Here is a 22,311-nt window from a genome sequence, read left to right as displayed (position 1 = left end):
CTGCACGACCCGAGAAGATCAGCCCTCGGCCAGCCTCGCGCTGAGCGCCGCCAGCACCGCGGGTGTGAGGAACGCGGACACGTCCCCGCCCCCGCGGGCGACCTCCTTCACCAGCGAGCTGGAGACGAAGGTGTGCGCCGGGTCGGCGGTGAGGAAGACGGTGTCGACGCCCGTGAGGTGCCGGTTCATCTGGGCCATCGGCAGTTCGTAGGCGTAGTCGGTGTCCGAGCGCAGGCCCTTGGCGATGACGCCGACGTCCTGCTCGCGGCACCAGTCGACGAGCAGGCCGGTGAAGGCGGCGGTGCTGACGTTCGGCAGGTCACCGACCGCGCCCGCGATCAGGTCACGGCGCTCGTCGACGGTGAACATCCCCTGCTTGTTCGGGTTGACCGCCACCGCGACCACGACCTCGTCGAACATCGCGGCCGCCCGGCGCACCACGTCGACGTGCCCGAGGGTCACCGGGTCGAAGGAGCCGGGGCAGACCGCGCGCATGACCGCTGATCATGCCGGATCCCCCGGCCGTCGCCCCACCGCCCCGCTCCGGCGGCCACCATGGTCGCCGTGGATCCCGGCCTGCTGCGCGCCGACCTCGCCGCGCTCTACCCCCAGTTCGGGGTGACGGCGGCCCACGCCGGCCTCGCGCTCGTGCCCCCGACGGACATGGAGCTCCTCGAACTGGCCGCGATCGTCGCCGAGCCCGGCGGCATCGTCGAACCGGGCCGGGAGGTCGAGCTGCTCGGGTGGCCGCCCGAGGTCGGGGACGCCGCCGCCCGCCGGTTCCTGGAGTGGGCGTGGCGCCTGCGGGAACCGCCGTCGCCCGGCCGCTGGCAGATCCCGCTGGCGGTCCTCGAGGGCGGCCGCGCACTCGGCCTCGTCGTCCTCTCGCGCGAGCCCGACGACCCCGCGGGAACGATGCGCACGTCCTCGTGGCTGGCGCGCGCCGACCAGGGCCGTGGCGTGGGACGGCGGGTACGGCTGATGCTGCTGGAGCTCGCGTTCGTCCATCTCGGCGCGGTGCGCGCGGTGACCGGGGCGGCCGAGGGCAATGCGGCGTCCCGACGGGTCAGCGCGCGGTGCGGGTATCGCGAGACGCACCGGGAGACGGGCTCGGACGGCGTCGTCGAGATGGTCTCCGCGGTGACGCCCGGTGCGTGGCGGCGCCGGCGGCTCGATGACGTCGTCGTCGAGGGGGTCGAGCCGATGCGCGCCGCGATCAGCCCAGCGTGATCGACCCGGAGACCGAGGGCGGTGTCCCCGGCACACCGGCCGCGACCGCGAGCGCGTCGTCACCCGGGTCGCCGTCGTGGTCGGCGACGATCCGCGTCCCGGCGAACGCGGGCCGGGAGAGCCGGTAGTCGAACGCGGTGACGGCGCGGTCGCCACGGCTGCGGCGGGGGACCTCCAGCAGCATCAGCGCGAGCAGCGGCCCGTGCACGACGAGGCCGGGGTAGCCCTCGACCCCGGTGACGTAGGGCTGGTCGTAGTGGATGCGGTGGGTGTTGTAGGTCAGCGCCGAGAACCGGAAGAGCAGCGGCGCGTCGGGGGTCAGGTCCACCGCCTCGCCGGAGGTCGCCTGCGGCTCGTCCGGGGCCGCGTCGAACCCGATCCCCCGCGCCTGCCCGGCGGCCTGCGAGCGGTAGACGATGTCGCACTCCTCGGTGACCACGGGCTCCCCGGCTCCGTCGCGCCGGAACTCGTCCCGCACCGTCACCAGCAGCATCTCGCCGCTGCGACCGTGCTTGACGTGGGCGCTGACGAGCGACGACCGCCGCGACAGGGTCTCGCCGACACGCATCGGCGTGCGGATCCACAGCCGACCGCCCGCCATCATGCGGCGCCGCTCGGGCATGGGCGGCAGGAAGTGCCCCGCGTCGAGGTGGCCGTCGTCGCCGAGCTGGTCCTGGCGGGGGTGCTCGAGGAACCCGAACCAGTGCCACATCGGAGGGAGCGGATCCCCCTCCCGTGCCACCGGGTCGAGGTCGAACAGGCCCGAGACGGCGGCGACGGTCCACGCCGACGTCGTCCCGGTCGTCGTCACGGGCTCCGGGGCCCACCCCTCGAGGGCACTCGCCAGATCGGTCACCGGCACATGGTGCTCCCCGCCCGGGGGTGCCGCAGTGCTGCCGATCGCGGCCCCGGGCAGCACCGAGGGGCCGCCCGGGTGTCAGTCCCGCGGCGACGCCAGGTGCAGCGTCGTCTCCCCGTAGACGCGCGGCTCCTCGGGGGTGAGCGCCTCCGGCCAGGCGGGCGTCCGGGTCCGCGAGTCCCGTTCCACGACGACGAGGGCGCCCGGGTCGAGCCACCCCGGGAGGGCGGCGAGCACGGCGTCGACCTCGTCCTCGGTGTCGGCGTACGGCGGGTCGACGAAGACCAGGTCGACGGAGTCGACGGGCCGCTTGACGAAGGTCGCGACCGCCGCACGGCGCACCATCGCGCCGCGCAGGTTCGTCGACGAGACGTTGTGCGCGATCACCCCGCACACCCGCGGATCGCGCTCGACCAGCATCGCGGTCATGGCGCCACGGCTCAGCGCCTCGAGGCCGAGGGCCCCGGAGCCCGCGTACAGGTCGAGCACGACGGCGTCCTCGAGCAGCCCACGGGACTCCAGCAGGGAGAACAGCGCCTCACGGACCCGGTCCGACGTCGGCCGGACCCCGGTCGGCGGCACCGCGATCCGCTGTCCGCCCGCCGTCCCCGCGACGATCCTGCTCACTGGCCCAACACCACTACGAGGTCTCCGCCCTCGACCTGCTGGACGTTCCCGATCGCCAGCCGCTCGACCGTCCCGCCCGTCGGCGCGGTGATCGAGGCCTCCATCTTCATGGCCTCGATCGTGGCGACGGTGTCGCCGGAGGAGACCTGGTCGCCCTCGGCCACCTGCAGCGTCACCACCCCGGCGAAGGGCGCCGCCACGTGGTTCGCGTCGGAGCGGTCGGCCTTCTCGGCGGCCTTGACGTCGGTCTCGACCGACCGGTCGCGCACCTGCAGCGGCCGCAGCTGTCCGTTGAGTGACATGAGCACGGTGCGCAGGGCCCGCTCGTCGGGCTCCGAGATCGCCTCCAGCTCGATGAGCAGCTGGACGCCGGGCTCGAGGTCCACCGCGTACTCGGCCTCCGAGCGCAGGCCGTAGAAGAACTCCTGGCTGCGCAGCACCGACGTGTCACCGTAGGACGTCCGGTGCTCGCGGAAGTCCTTGGTCGGACCGGGGAAGAGCAGCTCGTTCAGCGTCGCCGCGCGGTCGAACTCGAGCCCCTTGCGGTCTTCGTCGGAGAGCTCGGCCAGTCCGGGCTTCTCGGTCCGGCCCTCCAGCGCCCGGCTGCGCAGGGGCTCCGGCCAGCCGCCGGGCGGGTCACCGAGCTCCCCGCGCAGGAACCCGATCACCGAGTCCGGGATGTCGAACTTGGAGGGCTCGGCCTCGAAGTCGGCCGGGTCCACCCCGGCGCCCACGAAGTGCAGGGCGAGGTCGCCGACCACCTTGGACGACGGCGTCACCTTCACCAGGTGCCCGAGCATCCGGTCGGCGGCGGCGTAGGCGTCCTCGATCTGTTCGAAGCGGTCACCCAGGCCCAGCGCGACGGCCTGCGCGCGCAGGTTGGAGAGCTGCCCGCCGGGGATCTCGTGCGTGTAGACCCGCCCGGTGGGGCTCGTGAGGCCGGCCTCGAACGGTGCGTAGACCTTGCGGACCAGCTCCCAGTACGGCTCCAGGGCGTTGACGGCGTCGAGGTCCAGCCCGGTCGGTCGGTCGGTGTGGTCGGTCGCCGCGACCAGCGCCGAGAGCGGCGGCTGCGAGGTGGTCCCGGCCATCGAGGCGACGGCGGCGTCGACCGCGTCCACCCCGGAGTCGATCGCCGCGGTCAGCGTCGCGAGCTGACCGCCCGCGGTGTCGTGGGTGTGCAGGTGCACCGGCAGGTCGAAGCGCTCGCGCAGCGCGGTGACGAGCCGCCGCGCCGCGGGCGGCCGCAGGAGCCCGGCCATGTCCTTGATCGCCAGCACGTGGGCGCCCGCGTCGACGATCTGCTCGGCGAGGTGCAGGTAGTAGTCGAGGGTGTAGAGCTTCTCGCGCGGGTCGGACAGGTCGCCCGTGTAACAGAGCGCGACCTCCGCGATCGCCCCGCCGGACTGCCGCACCGCCTCGATCGCCGGCCGCATCTGGGACACGTCGTTGAGCGCGTCGAAGATGCGGAAGATGTCGATCCCGACGCGGGCCGCCTCCGCGACGAACGCGTCGGTCACCTCGGTGGGGTACGGGGTGTAGCCGACGGTGTTGCGCCCGCGCAGCAGCATCTGCAGGCACAGGTTCGGGACCGCCTCGCGCAGCCGGGCGAGGCGCTCCCACGGGTCCTCGGCGAGGAAGCGCAGCGCCACGTCGTAGGTCGCACCGCCCCAGCACTCCAGCGAGAACATCTCCGGCGTCGTCCGCGCGACGTACGGCGCGATCTCGACCAGGTCGCGGGTGCGCACGCGGGTGGCCAGGAGGGACTGGTGGGCGTCGCGGAACGTCGTGTCCGTCACCGCCACCTCGCTGCGCTCCCGCAGCCAGGACGCGAAGCCCTCGGGCCCGAGCTCACCCAGCCGCTGCCGCGACCCGTCGGGCGGCGGGACCGCGAGGTCGACGCCGGTGGGCAGCTTCTCCCGGGGGTCCGCGAGCGCGGGCGGGGCGCCGTTCGGCCGGTTGACCGTGACGTCGGCGAGGTAGGCCATGAGCCGCGTGCCGCGGTCGGCGGGCGCGCGGGCGGAGAGCAGTTCGGGGTGCTCGGCGATGAACGAGGTGGTGACCCGGCCCTCGCGGAAGTCGGGCTCGTCGAGCAGCGCCATGAGGAACGGGATGTTCGTCGAGACGCCGCGCACCCGGAACTCGGCGAGGGCACGCCGGGCACGCCGGACCGCCGTCGTGAAGTCGCGGCCGCGGCAGGTGACCTTCACCAGGAGCGAGTCGAAGTGGGCGCTGATCTGCGCCCCGGCGTACGCGGTGCCGCCGTCGAGGCGCACGCCCGAGCCCGACGCCGAGCGGTAGGCGGAGATCATCCCGATGTCGGGCCGGAACTCGTTGGCCGGGTCCTCGGTGGTGATGCGGCACTGGAGCGCGAACCCGTGCAACGCGACGGAGTCCTGCGAGAGGCCGAGGTCGGCGAGCGTCTCCCCCGAGGCGATGCGCATCTGGGCGCCGACGAGGTCGACGTCGGCGACCTCCTCGGTCACCGTGTGCTCGACCTGGATGCGGGGGTTCATCTCGATGAAGTGGTGGTTGCCGTCGCCGTCGAGCAGGAACTCGACGGTGCCCGCGTTCACGTAGCCGATCTGCTCGGCGAACCGCACCGCGTCCGCGCAGATCCGCTCGCGCAGCTCGGCGGACAGATGGGGCGCGGGGGCGATCTCGACGACCTTCTGGTGCCGGCGCTGCACCGAGCAGTCCCGCTCGAACAGGTGCATCACGTGGCCCTGGGCGTCGGCGAGGATCTGCACCTCGATGTGCCGCGGGTCGATCACCGCCTGCTCGAGGATCACCGTGGCGTCGCCGAACGCCGAGGACGCCTCGTTCATCGCCGCGGACAGCGCGTCGCGCAGCCCGCCCTCCTCGCGCACCAGCCGCATGCCGCGGCCGCCGCCGCCCGCGACGGCCTTGACGAACAGCGGGAACGTCATCTCCTCCGAGGCCGCGACCAGGGTGTCGATGTCGTCGGAGGGGTCGCTGGAGTCGAGCACCGGGACGCCGGCCTCGCGCGCCGCCGCCACGGCGCGGTGCTTGTTGCCCGCCATCGCGAGCACGCGCGGGGGCGGGCCGATGAAGGTGATGCCAGCCTCGTCGCACGCCGTCGCCAGGTCCGGGTTCTCGGAGAGGAAGCCGTAGCCGGGGTAGATCGCGTCGGCCCCCGCCCTGCGGGCGGCGGAGATCATCTCCTCGACCGAGAGATAGGCCCGGACGGGGTGGCCCTCCTCGCCGATCTGGTAGGCCTCGTCGGCCTTGAGCCGGTGCTCGGAGTTGCGGTCCTCGACCGGGAACACCGCCACCGTCCCGGCCCCGAGTTCGTACGCGGCGCGGAAGCCCCGGATCGCGATCTCGCCCCGGTTGGCCACCAGCACCTTGCGGAACATCGACACTTCCTCCCACGGAACCGGCCCGCGACGTCGGGCTCACCACCCTGCCCTGCCACCGCCCGGGCGACACCCCTCCGGACGGAGGTGACACGCCCCGGAGCCGGCGCACGGTATCGCGGGGACCTGGGGACCGCGTGACGCGCGCGCGAGGGTTCCGGTACCAAGGAAGGACACCCGCGGCGAGGAGGTCCGGAGATGACCGGCGGCACCACACCCCTGCGGCGTACCGCCGTGCCCTGGCTCTACGGGCTCGCGGTCCTCCTGGCGGTGCTCTCCCCGGTCGTCTTCCTCGGCGTGTGGGTGGCCGACGGGACCGTCGAGGGCCTCGGGGCCGCGCTGCTCGCCGCCGCCGTGGACCTGGTGGCGGCCGTGATCGCCGCGGCGGTCGCGACGGTGATCGTCACGCGCCGCGGGGTGCGCCGGGTGCGGTCGGTCGTCGTGGGTCATCCCGACGGCCGCGCGGGCCGCCTCTCGGCCTACGGCTCGGCCCGATGGACCCTCGCCCGCGACCGGTTCGCCGCCCTCCAGCGCGAGTACGCCGGGGTCGAGTCCGACCCGCGTGAGGTGGCGGCACGCCCCGCGCTCGTCGACGTCTCGGTGCCCGCGACCGGCCGGTTCGTCGAGGCGCTGGCCGACGCCCAGGATCTCGCCACGGCCACCGAGCCCGCGGACCCGCGGCACCGTGAGCAGTTCGCCTCGGCGGTCGATCGGGCGGTGGCCGCGTGGGACGAGGCGCGACGGTCCGCCGAGGCTCTCGCCCCGCCGCCCGCCCCGGACCCGGTGCCCGCCCCCACCGTGGCGCCCGGGGAGCCGGCGCAGGAGCGCGACGAGTACGCCGCGGTCGCGGACGCCGTGCGACAGGCCGCGGCGCGCGGGATGCGGGACCTGCGCGGCCGCATGCGCACCTGACGGGTCCGCCCCGACCGACCGTTCGGCGCCCGCCACCGACCGCCGGTCATGTGACCTACGCCACAATCATCGACCGAATCCGGTTGAGGTCCCGGTCGTTGGCCCACCCTTGCTGTGACGGACCCGGCCGGGGCCGGGTGACCGTCGAAGGACCATCGGTGTCTGGGAGCTGGGGAGCGTCCGTTCACCGAAAAAGGCCCGGGGTATCCCTTTCGGGGAGGGACCCCGGGCCGTTCCTCTGTTCGGGGACGGTCCGTCGTGACGGGACGTCCGTCGTGCGAGAAGTGGGTCAGGCGACGCGGCGCGCGCCGACCGCGTTCTTCTGAATCTTCGACAGCGGGGTGTACCTGACGTCCTCGCCGCTGTTCGGGGCCTCGATGACCTTGCCGTTGCCGACGTACATGACGACGTGGCTGACCGGGCTGTAGAGGAAGATCAGGTCGCCGGGCTTGAGGTCGTCCATGGAGACCTTGTCGCCGACCTTCGACTGGGCGGCGGAGGTCCGGGGCAGGTCCGCGCCTGCCTTCTCGAACGCGAACTGCATGAGGCCCGAGCAGTCGAAGGAGTTCGGGCCGGTGGCGCCCCAGACGTAGGGCTTCCCGAGCTTCGACTCCGCGGCCTCGATCGCCTCGGCGGCGGTCGAGGAGGGCTGGTCGGCGGCGGGCTTCGCGGCCGGCTTCGCGGCGGGAGCCGCCTGGCGCTGGGCCGCGGCTACCGTCTTGTACTGCGGCGCCTGGACCGACGACGCGGCGGGGACGACCGGCATGACCGTGGTGACCGCGGGCGCCTGCACCTGGTGGCTCGTGCCCTGCAGCGACAGGTTGCTCGCCGCGAGGTTCGCCGGGAGCGCGATGTCACCGGTGCTGGCGGGCTCGTCGCTCGGGAGGAGACCGTGGGCCGCGGCGCCGCCGGCACCGGCGAGGGCACCCAGCGCGGCCAGCGAGAGGCCGGCGGTGCGCGCCGCGCGGTTCAGCGGGGCGGGCCCGGGACGCGACTCGCGCTGCGGGCGGGGGGCGGCGGCTTCGCCGAGGGGGCTGCCGTGGGCCGCACGACCGGCCCACTCCTGCGGGATCGGGCCGAGAGAACCGGTGGTCGCGGCGTCGGGAGCACGGTGACGCCCGGCGGAGAGCGGCCTGGCCGAAGGAGGAAGGACAGCGGTCATGGGTCGTCTCCACGCCCGACGGTGACCGGACGGGGAGCGGGTCCCCGGTCGACCCGACCGCTGGGGAGTGCGGTGGGCCGACGATCTCCGTCCCGTCCTGAACGTCCACGCGCTCCGGGGAGGCCGCCGAACGGGTCGGGCGAAGCGGCCGAGCGCATCGGGGCGCTGTTGCGAACCGACAGCCGTACCGTAACCGAACCGTGACCGATCTGGGGCAACCGGGGACTGCGTGTCGCGCCCGGAGGTCGCCATCGCGCGCCGATCGGCCATCAGCGCGTACCCGAGTGGTCACGGGGCGTCCGCCCCGGTGGGCGTACCCCGTCCGCCGTCCGCCGCCCCCAGGGCCGTTCGGACCGGCAATGCTGCCGTTCGGACGCAGTTCGCCTGCCGTTCAGAGCCGGTCCAGGTTAGAGCCGGTCCAGGAACTGCGCTCCCTCGTCACCCACCACGGCGCGGACGAGCCCGTTGAGCCGTGGATGGCGGGTAAGACCCGGGTCCTGTTCGAGCACGGTGAGGGCCACCTCGCGGGCCTCCGCGATCTCCTCGCCGTGACGCCGCACCGACAGGAAGCGCAGCGTCGACACCCGCCCGGCCTGCTCCGTGCCCAGCACGTCGCCCTCGCTGCGCAGCTCGAGGTCCAGGTCGGCCATCGCGAACCCGTCGTGGATCTCGGCGATCCGCTCCAGACGGGCCATGGCCGCACCGTCGGACGGCAGGTCGGTCACGAGGAAGCACGACGCGGGTGAGCTGCCCCGGCCGACCCGGCCCCGCAGCTGGTGGAGCTGGGACACCCCGAAGCGCTCGGCGTCGAGCACGACCATCGCGGTCGCGTTCGCGACGTCGACGCCGACCTCGACGACCGTCGTGGCGACCAGGACGTCGATCTCGCCCGCGGAGAACCGGCGCATCACGTCGTCCTTCTCCTCGGACGGGAGCCGCCCGTGCAGGATCTCCACCCGGAGTCCGGCGAGCGGCCCGGCGGCGAGCAGCTCGCCCACCTCGAGCACGCCCAGCGGGGGTCGGCGCTCCTCCTCGGCGCCCTCGGGGTCCTCGGGCCCGTCGGCCGCCTCGTCTCCATACCCCGTCGCTCCGCTCGCCCCGGTCACCGCCGGCTCGTCTCCCCCGATACGCGGGCACACGACGTAGGCCTGGTGCCCCGCGTCGACCTCCTCGCGAACCCGCTCCCACACCCGGGCGAGCCACTTGGGCCGCCCGCCGGGGATCGCCCGCGTCTCGATCGGCTGCCGCCCGGCCGGGAGCTCGTCGAGCACCGAGACATCGAGGTCGCCGTAGAGGGTGAGCGCGACCGTCCGCGGGATCGGGGTCGCGGTCATGACCAGCAGGTGCGGCGCGGTGTCCCCGGTGCGGGACCGCAGCTCGTCACGCTGGCGCACCCCGAACCGGTGCTGCTCGTCGACGACGACCAGGCCGAGGTCGGCGAACCCGACACCCTCCTGGATCACGGCGTGGGTCCCGACGACGATGCCCGCCGCGCCGGACTGGACGTCGAGCAGCGCGGCGCGGCGCTCCTTCGCCGACAGCGAGCCGGTGAGCAGCACGATCCGGGTGGCCTGGTCGCTGGTCTCGAGCTCGACCGGCTCCGCCTCGCCGTCGTCGGCGAACAGCGCCGCGGGCTCGCCCGCCCGGCCCAGCGGGCCGAGCATCGCCCGCAGCGAACGGGCGTGCTGCGCCGCGAGCACCTCGGTGGGCGCGAGCAGGACGGTCTGCCGCCCGGCGTCGACGACCTGGAGCATGGCCCGCAGCGCCACGACGGTCTTGCCCGATCCGACGTCGCCCTGCAGCAGCCGGTTGAGCGGCCGGCTCCCGGCGAGGGCCTCGGCGAGGTCGGCCCCGACCTTGCGCTGCCCGGCGGTCAGCGCGAACGGCAGGCGCGCGTCGAACGCCGCCGCGAGCCCGTCCTCGATGCGGGGGCTGGCGGGCGCCGGACGGTCCGAGGCAGCGAGCTTCTCCCCCTGCAGCACCAGCTGCAGCGCGAGCGCCTCGTCCCAGGTGAGGCGCCGCATCGCGGGCTTGGTGTCCTCGAGCGTGGCCGGCAGGTGGATGTCGCGCAGCGCCCGTCCCAGGTCGACGAGGCCGTGGCGGCGCCGGATCTCCTCCGGCACCGGATCCAGCGGGTCGTCGAACACCTCCAGCGTCTGGCGCACCGCGGCGAGTAGGTCCCAGGTCTGGACGTTCCTCGTGGCCGGGTAGATCGGCGTGACCGGGGGGAGCTTCAGCGATTCCTCGTCGTCGTCGTCACCGGCGCTGCCCTCCGCGCGGATCTTGCGTGCCTGCGGGGAGCCGAGGACCCAGCGCCCCTGGAACTTCTCGAGCTTCCCGGCGAACATCGCCCGCGTGCCGCGGGGCATCTGCAGGTGGCGCCACGCCTGGTTGAAGAAGGTGACCCCGAGGTCGAGCGAGCCGACCGAGATCTGCATCGTCGTGATGTCCAGGAGCCCGCGGCCGCCCCTGCGGGGACGCCGCTGGTGGGTCGCACGCTCCACCTCGGCCACCACGGTGACGTAGGTGCCCTCGCGCAGCTCGCGCGGATCCATGGACCCCAGGTCGTTCACCAGCTGGTACTTGCGCGGCAGGTGGCGCAGGAGGTCCCCGACCGTCTCCATGTCGAGTGCTTTGCGCAGCGCGGCCGCCGAGCGCCCGCCGAGGGCCTCCGCGAGAGGGGAGTCCATGTCCACCACGGGGTGAAGGTTCTCATCCCCCACCGACGACGTCGCCCGACACGGCCGCGGGGCACCCCACCGGCCGGGGCCGCCCCGGTGCTCCGTTACGCTGGGAACCTGCCGCACGGTGGTCTCGTATGCCGTGCGCTCGGATGACCGGCGATGTCGAGAGGTGTTCGAAGTGGCTGCGGTGTGCGATGTGTGCGCGAAGGGCCCCGGTTTCGGGAAGTCGGTCTCGCACTCCCACCGCCGGACCAACCGCCGGTGGAACCCGAACGTGCAGACGGTGCACGCCCGTATCGGTAAGGGCAACCGTTCGCGGATGAACGTCTGCACGTCCTGCCTGAAGGCAGGCAAGGTCAGCCGCGCCTGATCACCGAGGTCCAGCCCGTGCCGGACCCCTCGCCTCCCGGGCCCGGCCGCCGACGCGCGTGCCGGGCCCGAGGTGTGTCCGGGCCCGTGATGCTCCTGAGCCGGCCGGGTCAGGACGCGACGGTGCCGCGCGGCGCGTAGGCGAACGGCTCGGCGAGGTCGTCGAACTCGCCGTCCTTGACCCCGCGCACGAACGCGTCCATCTCGGCCCGCGTGTAGTGCAGGACGGGCCCGTCGGCGTCGCCCGCGGCGCGGACCAGGAGCCCGCCGTCGGCGAGCCGCGCCGTCTCGACCCCGGCCCCGCTCACGCTCCACCCCGGCGTGTCGGGCATATCGACCCCTCTCCGATCGGCCGTGATGCGCGCCACCGGCAGACGCACATGCGCTCGTCCTTGCGCCTGCACGGTACGTAGGTGAAGATCGAACGAGTGCGCCGGGCAGGGGTGTGCGATGAACGGAGGTCGTGGTGAGCCGATCGGACACACCGACGACCACCGAACCTCGCGTACCGCGCGCCGAGCGCACCGTGCACCGCCGCTCGGCCCCCGTGCCGCTACGCGTCGTGTCGCAGCGACTCACGCCCGAACAGGCGCGCCCGCCCGAGGCCACGCCCGTCACCGGCCACGCGACCGGGGCGGCGGCCGCCCTCGCACGGCCCCCGTTGCCCTCGCCGGAGATCGTCGGCCTCCCGGCGGTCGCGGAACGCCCCCTGCCGGTGCTCGACCGCCGCCCCCGGCACACGCCGTTCACCCGGCTGATGAGCCTCGTGCGCGGGCGGCGCCGGGCGGAGCGGTGCGGACGGCACCGGCCGGACACCACCCCCAGCCGGGCGTGGAGCATGTTCGCCCCGCAACGCCGCTCACGGCGCCGGTTCGGCGTCCGGCGCTGAGCCCGCGTCCTCGCCCGCCCCGCGGGGTCAGGGCAGGCGCCAGTCCACCGGCTCGTCCCCGAGCTCCTCGAGGTACTCGTTCGCCCGGCTGAACGGGCGCGATCCGAAGAACCCGCCGGACGCGGACATCGGACTCGGGTGCGCCGACTCGACGGTCGGGACGTCCTCTCCGAGCAGCGACGTCAGCGACCGGGCGTCGCGGCCCCAGAGGATCGCCACCAGCGGGGCGTCGATGCGGTCGACGAGGGCGCGGATGGCCTGCTCGGTGACCTTCTCCCATCCCTTGTCGCGGTGCGAGCCCGGGGCACCGGGCGCCACCGAGAGGACGCGGTTGAGCAGCAGCACGCCCTGGTCGGTCCACGGCGTGAGGTCCCCGGTCGAGGGCGGCGGGTGGCCGAGGTCCTCGCCGTACTCACGGAAGATGTTCTGCAGGCTCTTGGGCAGCGGGCGCACGTCCGGCGCCACCGAGAACGAGAGCCCGACGGCGTGGCCCGGGGTCGGGTAGGGGTCCTGGCCGACGATCAGGACCCGCACGTCGGCGAAGGGCTGCGAGAACGCGCGCAGCAGGTTCGCGCCCGAGGGCAGGTACGTCCGGCCGGCGGCGACCTCGGCGCGCAGGAAGTCGCCCATCGCCGCCACGTCATCGGCCACCGGCTCGAGGGCCTGCGCCCAGCCGGCCTCGACGGTCTCGGAGAGCGGTCGCGCCATCAGTGGTTCCCGCGCGGGTCGTAGCTCGGCACGGAGGTCACGCTAACCGTGCCCGGGGCCGGGGCCCCGGCGGGGTGGACCCGTGATCAGGACCCGGGGTGGACGACGACGTCGCCGCTGGTTACCGGGAGGAACGGGATCGCGGGTGCGCACTTGCCGCCGAACGCCGCGGTCGGGAGCGGGCCGACGAAGCCGACCGAGTCCTTGTGCCCCGGCCCGCCGTCGTGGGCGGTGATGAGGATCGACGCGAACGGCAGCGCCGTGGGACGGGTGCCGTCGACGAGCGGGTAGAGGAACCCGACCGTGTCGCCGCGCACGTCCACGCACGTGGCCGGGCCCTGGGGTGCGATCAGCGTGCCCGCGGGCTGGATCAGAGTCGCCCGGAAGTACCCGCTCGCGGAGTGCGGGTCGGACCCGTGCTCGGTGACGTCGAACGAGAAGGAGAGCCCCGGCGCGGTCCCGGTGCCGTGCGCCGTACCTCCCGGGCTCACCGGCGGAGAGGCCGAGGCGATCCCGGTTCCCGCGAGGAGAAGGGCGGCGACGGCGACGAGGCACGCGAGAAGGCGCTGACGATGCACGACCCCTCAACGACCGTGCTCCACCCGGGTGATGCGGTACGTCCGAAGAGTCGCTCAGGCGAGCTCACGGGCGTAACAGACGCTGTCGCGCTCGTCCCGGTACACACCGAAGTTCGGCATCCGCCCGTACCCGCGGATCTCGTAGAACGCCTGGGCCTCGGGCTGCCGGACACCGGTCTCGAGGACCGTGCGCCCGCAGTCCGCCAGCCGGGCGGTGCGCTCGAGCTCGTCGAGCACCGCTCCGGCCAGCCCGCGGCGCCGATGGGCCGGGTCGACCCACATCCGCTTGATCTCGGCGTCCCGCGGGCGCAGCACCGCGGCGTCCGCGGCGGCGATGGTCGCCGCGGTATGGCGGCGCCAGCCACCGCAGCACACCGCGCCCCTCCCCGGGAGGCTGCCGATGAGGAACAGCCCCCGGGGCGGCGCGAACTCGGCGGGGTCGACCGGCGTCCGGTCGGCCCCGCCGTAGCGCTCGAGGTAGAAGGCCTGGACGGCCTCCACGAACCGGACACTCTCCGGGTCGTCGTAGGCGGCCACCCGCAGGACGAGCCCGGTGGTGTCCGGGCGCGAGCGGGACGCGGACACGTCAGTCGATGAGCGCGTAGGCCGGGAGGGTCAGGAACTCGACGTAGTCGTCGCCCAGGGCGACCGACTCGAAGACGTCGCGGGCCTCCTGCCAGCGACCCTTCTCGAAGGTCTCCTCGCCGACCGTGTTCTTGATCTTCTCGAGCTCCTCGCTGACCACGGTGCGGACGTAGTCGGGCGTGACCGTCCTCCCGTTGTCGAGACTGATGTCGTTGTGGATCCACTGCCAGATCTGCGAGCGCGAGATCTCCGCCGTGGCGGCGTCCTCCATGAGGTTGAAGATGCCCGCCGCGCCGGTGCCCGAGAGCCAGGACTGGATGTACTGCAGCCCGACCGACACGTCGTTGCGCAGCCCGGCCTCGGTGCACTCGCCCGGGGTCGACTTGACGTCGAGCAGGTCGGCGGCGGTCACCGAGACGTCCTCGCGGGTCTTCTCCAGCTGGTTGGGGGCGTCCCCGAGGACCTTGGTGAACTCTTCGCGGCAGATCTCCACGAGGTCGGGGTGCGCGACCCAGGAGCCGTCGTAGCCGTCGCCTGCCTCGCGCGCCTTGTCGTCGTGGACCTTCTGCATGGCCTTGTCGTTGACCTCGGGGTCCTTGCGCGAGGGGATGAAGGCCGCCATGCCGCCGATCGCGAACGCGCCCCGCTTGTGACAGGTGCGGACGAGCAGCTCGGAGTACGCCCGCATGAACGGCACCGTCATGCCGACCGAGTTGCGGTCCGGCAGGACGAAGTCCCGGCCCTGGGCCCGGAAGTTCTTGATGACCGAGAACAGGTAGTCCCAGCGGCCCGCGTTGAGCCCGGAGGCGTGGTCCCGCAGCTCGTAGAGGATCTCCTCCATCTCGAACGCGGCCGTGATCGTCTCGATGAGGACCGTGGCCCGGACCGTGCCCTGCGGGATGCCCAGGAGGTCCTGCGCCTTCACGAACACGTCGTTCCAGAGGCGGGCCTCGAGGTGGGACTCCGTCTTGGGCAGGTAGTAGTAGGGACCGCTGCCGCGCTCGGTCAGGGCCTTCGCGTTGTGGAAGAAGTACAGCCCGAAGTCGACCAGGCCGCCGGCGATCGGCGTGCCGTCCACGGTGATGTGCTTCTCGTCGAGGTGCCATCCGCGCGGGCGGACCACGACGGTCGGCTGGTCGTCCGCGGTGACCTCGTAGTGCTTGCCCTCGGGGCTGTCGAAGGTGAGCTTGCCGTCGCCTGACTGCGCGTCGACGAGGTTGGCCTGCCCACCGATGACCAGCTCCCAGGTGGGGCTGTGGGAGTCCTCGAAGTCGGCCAGCCAGACCTTCGCCCCGGAGTTCAGCGCGTTGATCGTCATCTTCCGGTCGGTCGGCCCGGTCATCTCGACGCGGCGGTCGGCCAGGTCGGCGGGGGCCCGGGCGACCCGCCACTCGCCCTCGCGGACGTCGCGCGTCTCCGGCAGGAAGTCCAGGGTGCCGGTGCGCGCGATCTCGGCGCGGCGCTCGCGGCGCCGGTCGAGCAGGGTCTCGCGGGTGGGCTGCGCGGTGCGGTGGAGTTCGGCGAGGAAGGCGAGCGCCTCGTCGGAGAGCACCTCCTGCTGGCGATCGGCCTGGTATCCCGTGACCTCGACACCCGTCGGCGGCATGGCTGCGTGCTCCTCTCTCGATGACGCGGTTCTCGATGACGCGGTGGCGCCGGGGACGACGGTACGGCCTCGGTCGTCGTATTTCTACACCGCGGAACTTGATTTTCGCGATGCGGAATGTTCAACTGATCCCGTCAGCCACCGTCGGACGGGCCGTGGGTAGCCGGGGAGGAGGTCAGCCATGCCGGAAACCACCGGCGGCCGTCCCGTGCAGTCCCTGCAGCGCGCGTTCGACCTGTTGGACGACCTCGCCGACGCCGGCGGCCGGGCCACGCTCTCCGAGCTCGCGGCCGCCTCCGGGCTGCCCGCCGCCACGATCCACCGGCTGCTGGCCACGCTCGTGGAGCTCGGGCACGTCCGCCGCGAGCCCGGGCGCCGGTACGCGCTGGGGCCCCGCCTGGTCCGGCTCGGGGACGCGGCCGGACGGGTCCTGGGCGACGGCGTGCGGCCCGTGCTGGCCGACCTCGTGGAGCGCACCGGCGAGTCGGCGAACCTCGCCGGGCTCGACGGGTCCTCGGCGGTCTACCTCGCGCAGGTCCCCTCGCCCCATCCGATGCGGATGTTCACCGAGGTGGGCGCCCACGTCCCGCTGCACTGCACCGGGGTCGGCAAGGCGCTGCTCTCCACCGTGGAGGCCGAGCTGGCGCACCGCCTGGTCGAGCGTGCGGGGATGCCCGCCCGCACCCCGGCGACGATCGTCGACGTCGTCACGCTCGACCGCGAGATCCGGGTCGGGGTGGAGCGCGGGTGGCACGTGGACGAGGGCGAGCAGGAGGTCGGGGTGCGCTGCGTCGCCGTTCCCGTCCCGGGCGCCCCGACGCCCTGCGCCGTCTCGGTCTCCGGACCGGAGGCGCGGCTCGGCCCGGAGCGCGTCGACGGGGTCGGGGCGCTGCTGCGCGAGGCGGCCCGGCGCATCTCCGACCAGCTGACCGGCATCACGGTGCCGGTCCGGCCGTCGGACCCGGCACCCGAGGGGGCGGGCCGGTGAGCCGCCCGGTCGGGGTGTGCTGGGACATCGACGGCACGCTGCTGCGCGGCGGTCGGGTCGGCGGCGACGTGCTGCGCCGGGCCTTCGTCTCCGTCGCCGGCCGGGAGCCGCCACCGGTACCCATGGGCGGGATGACCGACCATCTCGTGGCCGAGGCCTTCCGCGACGGCCTGCCCGCGGAGGAGGCGGCCGCACTGCACCGGCGCGGTGACGAGTACACCCGCGCGATGGTCGCCGCGATCGTGCGGGAGTGGGACGGTCGCGGGCCGGAGCTCGCCGAGGCACTCACGGTGCTGCCCGGCGTGCCGGAGGCGCTCGCCCTGCTCGCCGCGCGGCCGCGGGTCGACCAGCTCGTCGTCACCGGGAACGTCCGGGAGGGCGCCGAGCTCAAGCTCACCGTCGCGGGGCTCGCCCCGGGCCCGCTCGACCTCGAGGCCGGGGTCTACGGCGACCTCCCCGGCCCGCGGTCGGTCCTGATCCACGCCGCCCGGGCCACCCTCGAGCGCCGTCACGGCCGGCCCGTGGCCCTGGTCGTGGTCGGGGACACCCCACGGGACGTCGAGGCCGCCCACGCGGGGGGCGCCCTCGCCGTCGGGGTCGCCACCGGCGCCGCGACGGCCGCCGAGCTGACGGCCGCCGGCGCCGACCACGTCGCCGAGGACCTCTCCGACCCGGCGGCTCTGGTGGCGATCGTGGCCGCGGCGGGCGAGGATCCCGGAGCCACCTTCAGGGAGCGAGCAGACCGATGACGACAGCCACCACGACCGCGGGGCGCACCACCGGCGCCCTCGCCGCGGACTTCTCCGCCCTCCTGCCCGACGAGTGCGTGATCACCGACCACGTGGGCCTGCGCAGCTACGAGTGCGACGGGCTGACCGGCTTCCGGCAGGTCCCCGCCGTGGTCGTGCTCCCCCGCGACGCCGAGGAGGTCGCCGCCTGCGTCCGGGTCTGCGCCCGCCACGGGGTCCCGTTCGTCGCGCGAGGTGCGGGCACCGGCCTGTCCGGCGGCGCGCTCCCGGTCGCCGACGGCGTAGTCATCTCGCTGCAGAAGCTCCGGCGCATCCTCGAGATCGACGTCGAGAACCGGCGGGCGGTCCTGGAGCCGGGGGTGTTCAACCTCGACATCACGAAGGCGGCCGCCCCACACGGCCTCTACTACGCGCCGGACCCGTCCAGCCAGCAGGTGTGCACCATCGGCGGCAACGTCGCGGAGAACTCGGGCGGCGCGCACTGCCTCAAGTACGGCTTCACCACCAACCACGTGCTGTCGATGGAGGTCGTGCTCGCCGACGGCTCGCTCGTCACCCTCGGCGGCCCGACCGGCGAGCAGGCAGGCCCCGACCTGCGCGGGGTCTTTCTCGGCTCCGAGGGCACTCTCGGCATCTGTACCAAGGTCACCGTGCGGCTGCTGCAGAAGGCGGAGTCCAAGCGCCTCGTCCTGGCCGACTTCCCGTCCGTCCAGGCCGCGGGCGACACGGTCGGCGACATCGTGGACGCCTCGATCATCCCGGCCGCGGTGGAGATGATGGACTCGCTGGCCATGGAGGCCGCCGAGGCCGCCGTCGGCGCGGGCTACACCGTCGAGGCCCCGGCGGCGCTGATCATCGAGCTGGACGGTCCCGCCGACGAGTGCGACACCCAATTCGACCAGCTCACCGCGATCTGCGAGCGCAACGGCGCCACGCGCATCCACGTCGCCGAGACCGCGGACGAGCAGGCGAAGGTCTGGAAGGGACGCAAGGCCGCCTTCGCCGCGGTCGGGCGGATCAGCCCCGACTACATCGTCCAGGACGGCGTGGTCCCCCGCACCCGGCTCTCGGAGGTGCTCGCCCGTATCGCCGAGATGGGCTCCGCGGTCGGCCTGCGCGTGGCCAACGTCTTCCACGCCGGCGACGGCAACCTCCATCCACTGGTCCTCTACTCGGAGGCCGGCGGCGAGCACGACAAGGCCGAGGAGCTCTCCAGCAGTATCGCCGAACTGTGTGTCGAGCTCGGCGGCTCGCTGTCCGGCGAGCACGGCATCGGAGCCGACAAGGCCTGCTCGATGACGGCCATGTTCTCCGAGGACGACCTCGACGTCATGAAGCGCGTCCGTGCGGGCTTCGACGCCCACGGGCTGTGCAACCCGGGCAAGATCTTCCCTACACCACGCCTGTGCGGGGAGAAGCCGGGCAAGTACCAGGCCCATCCGCTGGAGGAGGCTGGAGTGATCGAGCGCCTGTGACCACATCGTCGGCCACCCCCACGGTCACGCCGGAGTCGCTGGACGACCTGCGCGACGCCGTCGGGGACCACACCGGACCGTTGCTCGTCGCCGGGGCGGGCACCGCCTCCGACTGGGCCGGAGTGCCCGAGCCGGGCGCCACGGTCCTGTCCACCACGTCTCTCACCGGCGTGATCAGCCACAACCCGGGCGACATGACCGTCGCCGTGCGCGCAGGCACCCCGCTGGTCGCACTGCAGGAGATCCTCGGCGAGCACGGGCAGCGCGTCGCTTTCGACGCCGCCCGTGTCGGCCGCGGCGCCACCCTGGGCGGGCTCTTCGCCACCGCCGACTCCGGTCCGCTCGCCCTGACCTACGGCTCCCTGCGCGACCTGGTCATCGGCGCCACGGTCGTCCTCGCCGACGGCACCGTCGCCCACAGCGGCGGTCATGTGATCAAGAACGTGGCCGGGTACGACCTGACGAAGCTGCTGCACGGGGCGCAGGGCACCCTCGGCGTGGTCGCCGAGCTGATCCTGCGCCTGCACCCGACTCCGGTCGCGACCGCGACCGTCTCCCTCCCCGCCCCGCAGGCCGACGCGGCGGGCCGCGCCCGGGCCGTGGCCGCGAGCCCCGTCGAGGCCTCGGCCGTCCAGTGGCTCCAGGAGGGGGCGACAGGCCGGTTGCTCGCCCGCCTCGAGGGCACCCGCGACGGCGTCGCCGGACGGGTCACCCGGCTCCGCGAGACCCTCGGCGCCGGGGCCGAACTGCTCTCCGAGACCGACGCATCCGCCGCCTGGGCCGCCCACGAGGCCGCCGTCGACGGCGCCGCCGACAACGGCGCCGCCGACCGCGCCGTCCTGCGGGTCGGGGTCACCCCGTCGCAGCTCACCGGCCTGCTCACCGGACTCACGCACGCCACCGGGGTGACCGCCGCACCCCTCACCGGGGTCGCGACGCTCTCCGTGCCCGCCACCGCCGGGGCCGTGGACGACGTCCACCGGCGGGTCGCCGACCTGGGCGGTACGTCGCTGCTCCGCCGCCGACCGGCCGGGCGCGCCGACCTTGCCGCGCTCGGCCCGGCTCCGACCTCCGCGACCCTGCTGCGCGCCGTGGCCGCCTCACTCGACCCCGACCAGCGTTTCGGCCGGGGGCGGCTCGCGCCCTGGCTGCCGACGGGAGTGACCGCATGACCCAGACCGGACCCACCGAGGCGACCGGCCCCTCGCCCGACTTCTCCTCGCAGCGTGGGGAGCAGCCGGCGCCCGAGCGCGCCGACCACGCCGGAGGTCACGAGGGCCAGGACGTGCTCGGCTCCTTCGGGGCCTTCGACGACCACCGCCCGCCGGCCCGCGAGCTGATGGACGACTGCGTGCACTGCGGGTTCTGCCTGCCGACCTGCCCGACCTACGCGCTGTGGGGCGAGGAGATGGACTCCCCGCGTGGGCGCATCTACCTCATGGAGATGGCGGAGAAGGGCGAGATCCCGCTCGAGGGCGCCTTCACCACGCACATGGACCGGTGCCTGGGCTGCATGGCGTGCGTGACCGCCTGTCCGTCCGGCGTGCAGTACGACCGGCTGCTGGAGGCCACCCGGCCGCAGATCGAGCGGAACGTGCCGCGCTCGCGGGCGGACCGGCTCTTCCGCGAGGCGATCTTCACGCTGTTCCCGTACCGGCGGCGGCTGCGGGCCGCCTCGCTGGGCGGGGCGCTGTACCAGAAGCTGCGGCCGGCGCGCATGGACCGCCTGCTCGCGCGCCTGCCGCGCCGTCTCGAGCGCCTCGTCGCGATGGAGTCCCTGCTGCCGCCGGTGTCGGTGCGCGACGCGTTCGCCCGGACCCCCGCGCGCACCCCGGCCGTCGGGCCGCGGCGCGGCCGGGTCGGCATGCTGACCGGGTGCGTCCAGGACGTCTTCTTCCATCAGGTCAACCTCGCGACCACGCGGGTCCTCGCCGCCGAGGGCTACGAGGTCGTCGCGCCCCGCGAGCAGGGGTGCTGTGGGGCGCTCGGGCTGCATGCCGGGCGGGAGGAGGAGTCGACCGGGCGGGCGAAGGCGCTCATCGCGGTGTTCGAGCGGGCCGACGTCGACGTCGTCGCGGTGAACGTCGCGGGCTGCGGCTCCTCGATGAAGGAGTACGGCGAGCTGCTGGCCGACGACCCGGAATGGGCGGATCGCGCGGCGCGATTCACGGCGAAGGTCCGCGACGTCTCCGAGGTGCTCGCCGACGCGCTCGAGGATTCGCGGGCGCCGCGACACCGGGTCGACGCGGCCGTGGTGTACCACGACGCCTGCCACCTCGGTCACGCCCAGAAGATCCGCACCCAGCCGCGGGACGTCCTGCGGTCGATCCCGGGCGTGGAGCTGACCGAACTGCCCGAGGCCGAGATCTGCTGCGGTTCGGCGGGGATCTACAACATGCTGCAGCCGGAGGCCGCGGGCGAGCTCGGGCGTCGCAAGGCCGAGAACATCCGCGGGACCGGGGCGGACCTGCTGGTCACCGCGAACCCCGGGTGCCTCCTGCAGATCCGCAAGTACCTGGAGGGCGAGCTGCCGATGCTGCACCCGGTCCAGCTGCTCGACGCCTCGATCCGGGGGGTGCGCCCACCCGGCCTCTGACCGGCCCCCCGCCTCAGCGCCAGTGCCGCCACCCGGGGTCGCCCGCGCCGCCCCACCGGTCGGCGTCCACGCTCACCCCGCTGCCGAGGCGGACGTCGGCGAAGACCGTCCACCCGTCGGGCACGGCGTCCTCCTCCCGGAAGCAGGCGACGAGCGCGTGGTCCTCGCCCCCGGTGAGCGTCCAGGTCAGCGCGTCGCGGCCCAGCGCGGAGGCCACGTCGCGGAGCTTGTCGGCCACCGGCACCAGGTCCGAGCGCACGTCGATGCGGACCCGGGAAGCCGCGGCAATGTGCCCCAGGTCGGCGAGCAGGCCGTCGGAGGTGTCGACCATCGCCGTGGCCCCGGCCCGCGCGGCCACCGGGCCCTCGGTGAACGGGGGCCGAGGGGTGCGGTGTGCGGCGACCATCGCGAGCGGGGACCGGAAACCGCGGCGCAGCACCTCCATCCCGGCCGCCGACCAGCCGAGCACACCGCGGACCGCGACCACGTCGCCGACCTTCGCGCCCGCCCGCCGGACCGGGGCGCGGCCCTCCAGGTCGCCCAGCGCCGTGATGGACACCACGATCTGCTCGGCGGAGACGGTGTCCCCGCCCACGACGCCTACGCCTGCCTCGGACGCCGCGTCCCAGATGCCGGAGGCCAGGCCGTCGACGACGTCGGCCGGCGTCGAGGCCGGGCAGGCCAGCGAGAGCAGCAGCGCCGTCGGGACGGCCCCCATCGCGGCGATGTCGGCGAGGTTCGCGGCGACCGCCTTGCGCCCCACCTGTTCGGGTCCGGACCAGTCGAGGCGGAAGTGCACGCCCTGCACCAGGGTGTCGACGGTCGCGACGACCCGGCCGTCCGGCGCCGCCACCACCGCGGCGTCGTCCCCCGGACCGAGCAGGGTCCCCTCGGGCTGGGGCCGATCGGCGGTG

At 74.1% G+C, this 22,311-nt stretch carries 21 protein-coding genes; 9 read left to right on the top strand and 12 right to left on the bottom strand.

The window, feature by feature from the left end:
* Positions 1-18: 18 nt before the first annotated feature.
* Complete coding sequence (gene coaD / locus VGI02_RS10120; RefSeq protein ID WP_331627208.1) at positions 19-495, bottom strand: pantetheine-phosphate adenylyltransferase; 477 nt, start codon at positions 493-495, stop codon at positions 19-21.
* A gap of 69 nt (positions 496-564) precedes the next feature.
* On the opposite strand from coaD, the gene VGI02_RS10115 reads away from it, so the two are divergent.
* Positions 565-1,230 (top strand): GNAT family N-acetyltransferase, encoded by a 666-nt coding sequence (locus tag VGI02_RS10115; RefSeq protein WP_331627207.1) that lies wholly within the window; start codon positions 565-567, stop codon positions 1,228-1,230.
* Here the strand turns inward: VGI02_RS10115 and VGI02_RS10110 are convergent.
* From VGI02_RS10110 to VGI02_RS10100, 3 genes are all read right to left on the bottom strand, one after another.
* Positions 1,217-2,086: an HTD2 family dehydratase gene (locus tag VGI02_RS10110; RefSeq protein WP_331627206.1), complete on the bottom strand. Its 870-nt coding sequence runs from the start codon at positions 2,084-2,086 to the stop codon at positions 1,217-1,219. The two genes, VGI02_RS10115 and VGI02_RS10110, sit on opposite strands and share 14 nt — an antisense overlap.
* Positions 2,087-2,167: 81 nt before the next feature.
* Positions 2,168-2,716 carry a 16S rRNA (guanine(966)-N(2))-methyltransferase RsmD gene (gene rsmD, locus VGI02_RS10105; protein WP_331627205.1) on the bottom strand — a complete coding sequence of 183 codons (549 nt, stop codon included), beginning with the start codon at positions 2,714-2,716 and terminating at the stop codon, positions 2,168-2,170.
* The gene (locus VGI02_RS10100; RefSeq protein WP_331627204.1) at positions 2,713-6,096 is read right to left on the bottom strand and encodes a pyruvate carboxylase; all 3,384 of its coding nucleotides are present in this window, start codon (positions 6,094-6,096) and stop codon (positions 2,713-2,715) included. The genes rsmD and VGI02_RS10100 overlap by 4 nt, the downstream gene beginning before the upstream one ends.
* A gap of 198 nt (positions 6,097-6,294) precedes the next feature.
* Between VGI02_RS10100 and VGI02_RS10095 the strand changes: the two genes are divergently transcribed.
* Positions 6,295-7,008 (top strand): hypothetical protein, encoded by a 714-nt coding sequence (locus VGI02_RS10095; RefSeq protein WP_331627203.1) that lies wholly within the window; start codon positions 6,295-6,297, stop codon positions 7,006-7,008.
* A gap of 289 nt (positions 7,009-7,297) precedes the next feature.
* On the opposite strand, the gene VGI02_RS10090 is transcribed toward VGI02_RS10095, so the two are convergent.
* Both VGI02_RS10090 and VGI02_RS10085 read right to left on the bottom strand, forming a co-directional pair.
* A complete protein-coding gene (locus VGI02_RS10090; RefSeq protein ID WP_331627202.1) occupies positions 7,298-8,170 on the bottom strand; it encodes a C40 family peptidase in 873 nt (290 codons plus the stop codon).
* 407 nt (positions 8,171-8,577) lie between these two features.
* Positions 8,578-10,860 carry an ATP-dependent DNA helicase RecG gene (locus VGI02_RS10085; RefSeq protein ID WP_331627201.1) on the bottom strand — a complete coding sequence of 761 codons (2,283 nt, stop codon included), beginning with the start codon at positions 10,858-10,860 and terminating at the stop codon, positions 8,578-8,580.
* Between the two features lie 172 nt (positions 10,861-11,032).
* On the opposite strand from VGI02_RS10085, the gene rpmB reads away from it, so the two are divergent.
* The gene (gene rpmB, locus VGI02_RS10080) at positions 11,033-11,224 is read left to right on the top strand and encodes a 50S ribosomal protein L28 (RefSeq protein ID WP_331627200.1); all 192 of its coding nucleotides are present in this window, start codon (positions 11,033-11,035) and stop codon (positions 11,222-11,224) included.
* A 109-nt stretch (positions 11,225-11,333) separates the two neighbouring features.
* Here the strand turns inward: rpmB and VGI02_RS10075 are convergent, their stop codons facing one another.
* Complete coding sequence (locus VGI02_RS10075; RefSeq protein WP_331627199.1) at positions 11,334-11,531, bottom strand: DUF397 domain-containing protein; 198 nt, start codon at positions 11,529-11,531, stop codon at positions 11,334-11,336.
* A gap of 158 nt (positions 11,532-11,689) precedes the next feature.
* Here VGI02_RS10075 and VGI02_RS10070 point away from each other — a divergent pair, with 158 nt between their 5' ends.
* Positions 11,690-12,112, top strand: a complete 423-nt coding sequence (locus VGI02_RS10070) for a hypothetical protein (protein WP_331627198.1) — start codon at positions 11,690-11,692, stop codon at positions 12,110-12,112.
* Positions 12,113-12,139: 27 nt separating this feature from the next.
* Here the strand turns inward: VGI02_RS10070 and VGI02_RS10065 are convergent, their stop codons facing one another.
* The 4 genes from VGI02_RS10065 to aceB form a co-directional block, all read right to left on the bottom strand.
* Complete coding sequence (locus VGI02_RS10065) at positions 12,140-12,823, bottom strand: uracil-DNA glycosylase (protein ID WP_331627216.1); 684 nt, start codon at positions 12,821-12,823, stop codon at positions 12,140-12,142.
* 83 nt (positions 12,824-12,906) lie between these two features.
* Entirely contained in the window at positions 12,907-13,311 is a 405-nt protein-coding gene (locus VGI02_RS10060; RefSeq protein WP_331627197.1) for a hypothetical protein, read from the bottom strand.
* A gap of 141 nt (positions 13,312-13,452) precedes the next feature.
* Positions 13,453-13,983, bottom strand: coding sequence for a GNAT family N-acetyltransferase (locus tag VGI02_RS10055; RefSeq protein WP_331627196.1), 531 nt, complete (start codon positions 13,981-13,983; stop codon positions 13,453-13,455).
* Between the two features lies 1 nt (position 13,984).
* Positions 13,985-15,589 carry a malate synthase A gene (gene aceB, locus VGI02_RS10050; RefSeq protein ID WP_331627195.1) on the bottom strand — a complete coding sequence of 535 codons (1,605 nt, stop codon included), beginning with the start codon at positions 15,587-15,589 and terminating at the stop codon, positions 13,985-13,987.
* A gap of 181 nt (positions 15,590-15,770) precedes the next feature.
* Here aceB and VGI02_RS10045 point away from each other — a divergent pair, with 181 nt between their 5' ends.
* The 5 genes from VGI02_RS10045 to VGI02_RS10025 all read left to right on the top strand — a co-directional run bounded on the left by VGI02_RS10045 (position 15,771) and on the right by VGI02_RS10025 (position 21,397).
* Positions 15,771-16,577, top strand: a complete 807-nt coding sequence (locus tag VGI02_RS10045; RefSeq protein WP_331627194.1) for an IclR family transcriptional regulator — start codon at positions 15,771-15,773, stop codon at positions 16,575-16,577.
* Entirely contained in the window at positions 16,574-17,326 is a 753-nt protein-coding gene (locus VGI02_RS10040) for an HAD family hydrolase (protein WP_331627193.1), read from the top strand. Before VGI02_RS10045 ends, VGI02_RS10040 begins: the two co-directional genes overlap by 4 nt.
* Entirely contained in the window at positions 17,323-18,801 is a 1,479-nt protein-coding gene (locus tag VGI02_RS10035) for an FAD-binding oxidoreductase (protein ID WP_331627192.1), read from the top strand. The genes VGI02_RS10040 and VGI02_RS10035 overlap by 4 nt, the downstream gene beginning before the upstream one ends.
* A complete protein-coding gene (locus tag VGI02_RS10030; RefSeq protein ID WP_331627191.1) occupies positions 18,798-19,973 on the top strand; it encodes an FAD-binding oxidoreductase in 1,176 nt (391 codons plus the stop codon). Before VGI02_RS10035 ends, VGI02_RS10030 begins: the two co-directional genes overlap by 4 nt.
* A 167-nt stretch (positions 19,974-20,140) precedes the next feature.
* Complete coding sequence (locus tag VGI02_RS10025) at positions 20,141-21,397, top strand: (Fe-S)-binding protein (protein WP_331627215.1); 1,257 nt, start codon at positions 20,141-20,143, stop codon at positions 21,395-21,397.
* A 13-nt stretch (positions 21,398-21,410) separates the two neighbouring features.
* On the opposite strand, the gene VGI02_RS10020 is transcribed toward VGI02_RS10025, so the two are convergent.
* Positions 21,411-22,311 (bottom strand): thiamine-phosphate kinase (locus VGI02_RS10020; RefSeq protein ID WP_331559871.1); only part of this gene is annotated, 901 nt, incomplete at its 5' end.

It is taken from the genome of Actinomycetospora sp., assembly GCF_036497245.1.
GTDB lineage: Bacteria > Actinomycetota > Actinomycetes > Mycobacteriales > Pseudonocardiaceae > Actinomycetospora.
The sequence above is the reverse complement of the archived record's forward strand: the minus strand, read 5'-3'. Positions and strand labels throughout refer to the sequence as shown.

What these genes read in the sequence shown, in the direction of transcription:
- VGI02_RS10085 (WP_331627201.1), bottom strand. Translation starts at nt 10,860, where the DNA reads ATGGACTCCCCTCTCGCGGAGGCCCTCGGCGGGCGCTCGGCGGCCGCG.
- aceB (WP_331627195.1), bottom strand. Translation starts at nt 15,589, where the DNA reads ATGCCGCCGACGGGTGTCGAGGTCACGGGATACCAGGCCGATCGCCAG.
- coaD (WP_331627208.1), bottom strand. Translation starts at nt 495, where the DNA reads ATGCGCGCGGTCTGCCCCGGCTCCTTCGACCCGGTGACCCTCGGGCAC.
- VGI02_RS10035 (WP_331627192.1), top strand. Translation starts at nt 17,323, where the DNA reads ATGACGACAGCCACCACGACCGCGGGGCGCACCACCGGCGCCCTCGCC.
- VGI02_RS10100 (WP_331627204.1), bottom strand. Translation starts at nt 6,096, where the DNA reads ATGTTCCGCAAGGTGCTGGTGGCCAACCGGGGCGAGATCGCGATCCGG.
- VGI02_RS10045 (WP_331627194.1), top strand. Translation starts at nt 15,771, where the DNA reads ATGCCGGAAACCACCGGCGGCCGTCCCGTGCAGTCCCTGCAGCGCGCG.
- VGI02_RS10090 (WP_331627202.1), bottom strand. Translation starts at nt 8,170, where the DNA reads ATGACCGCTGTCCTTCCTCCTTCGGCCAGGCCGCTCTCCGCCGGGCGT.
- VGI02_RS10025 (WP_331627215.1), top strand. Translation starts at nt 20,141, where the DNA reads ATGGACGACTGCGTGCACTGCGGGTTCTGCCTGCCGACCTGCCCGACC.
- VGI02_RS10095 (WP_331627203.1), top strand. Translation starts at nt 6,295, where the DNA reads ATGACCGGCGGCACCACACCCCTGCGGCGTACCGCCGTGCCCTGGCTC.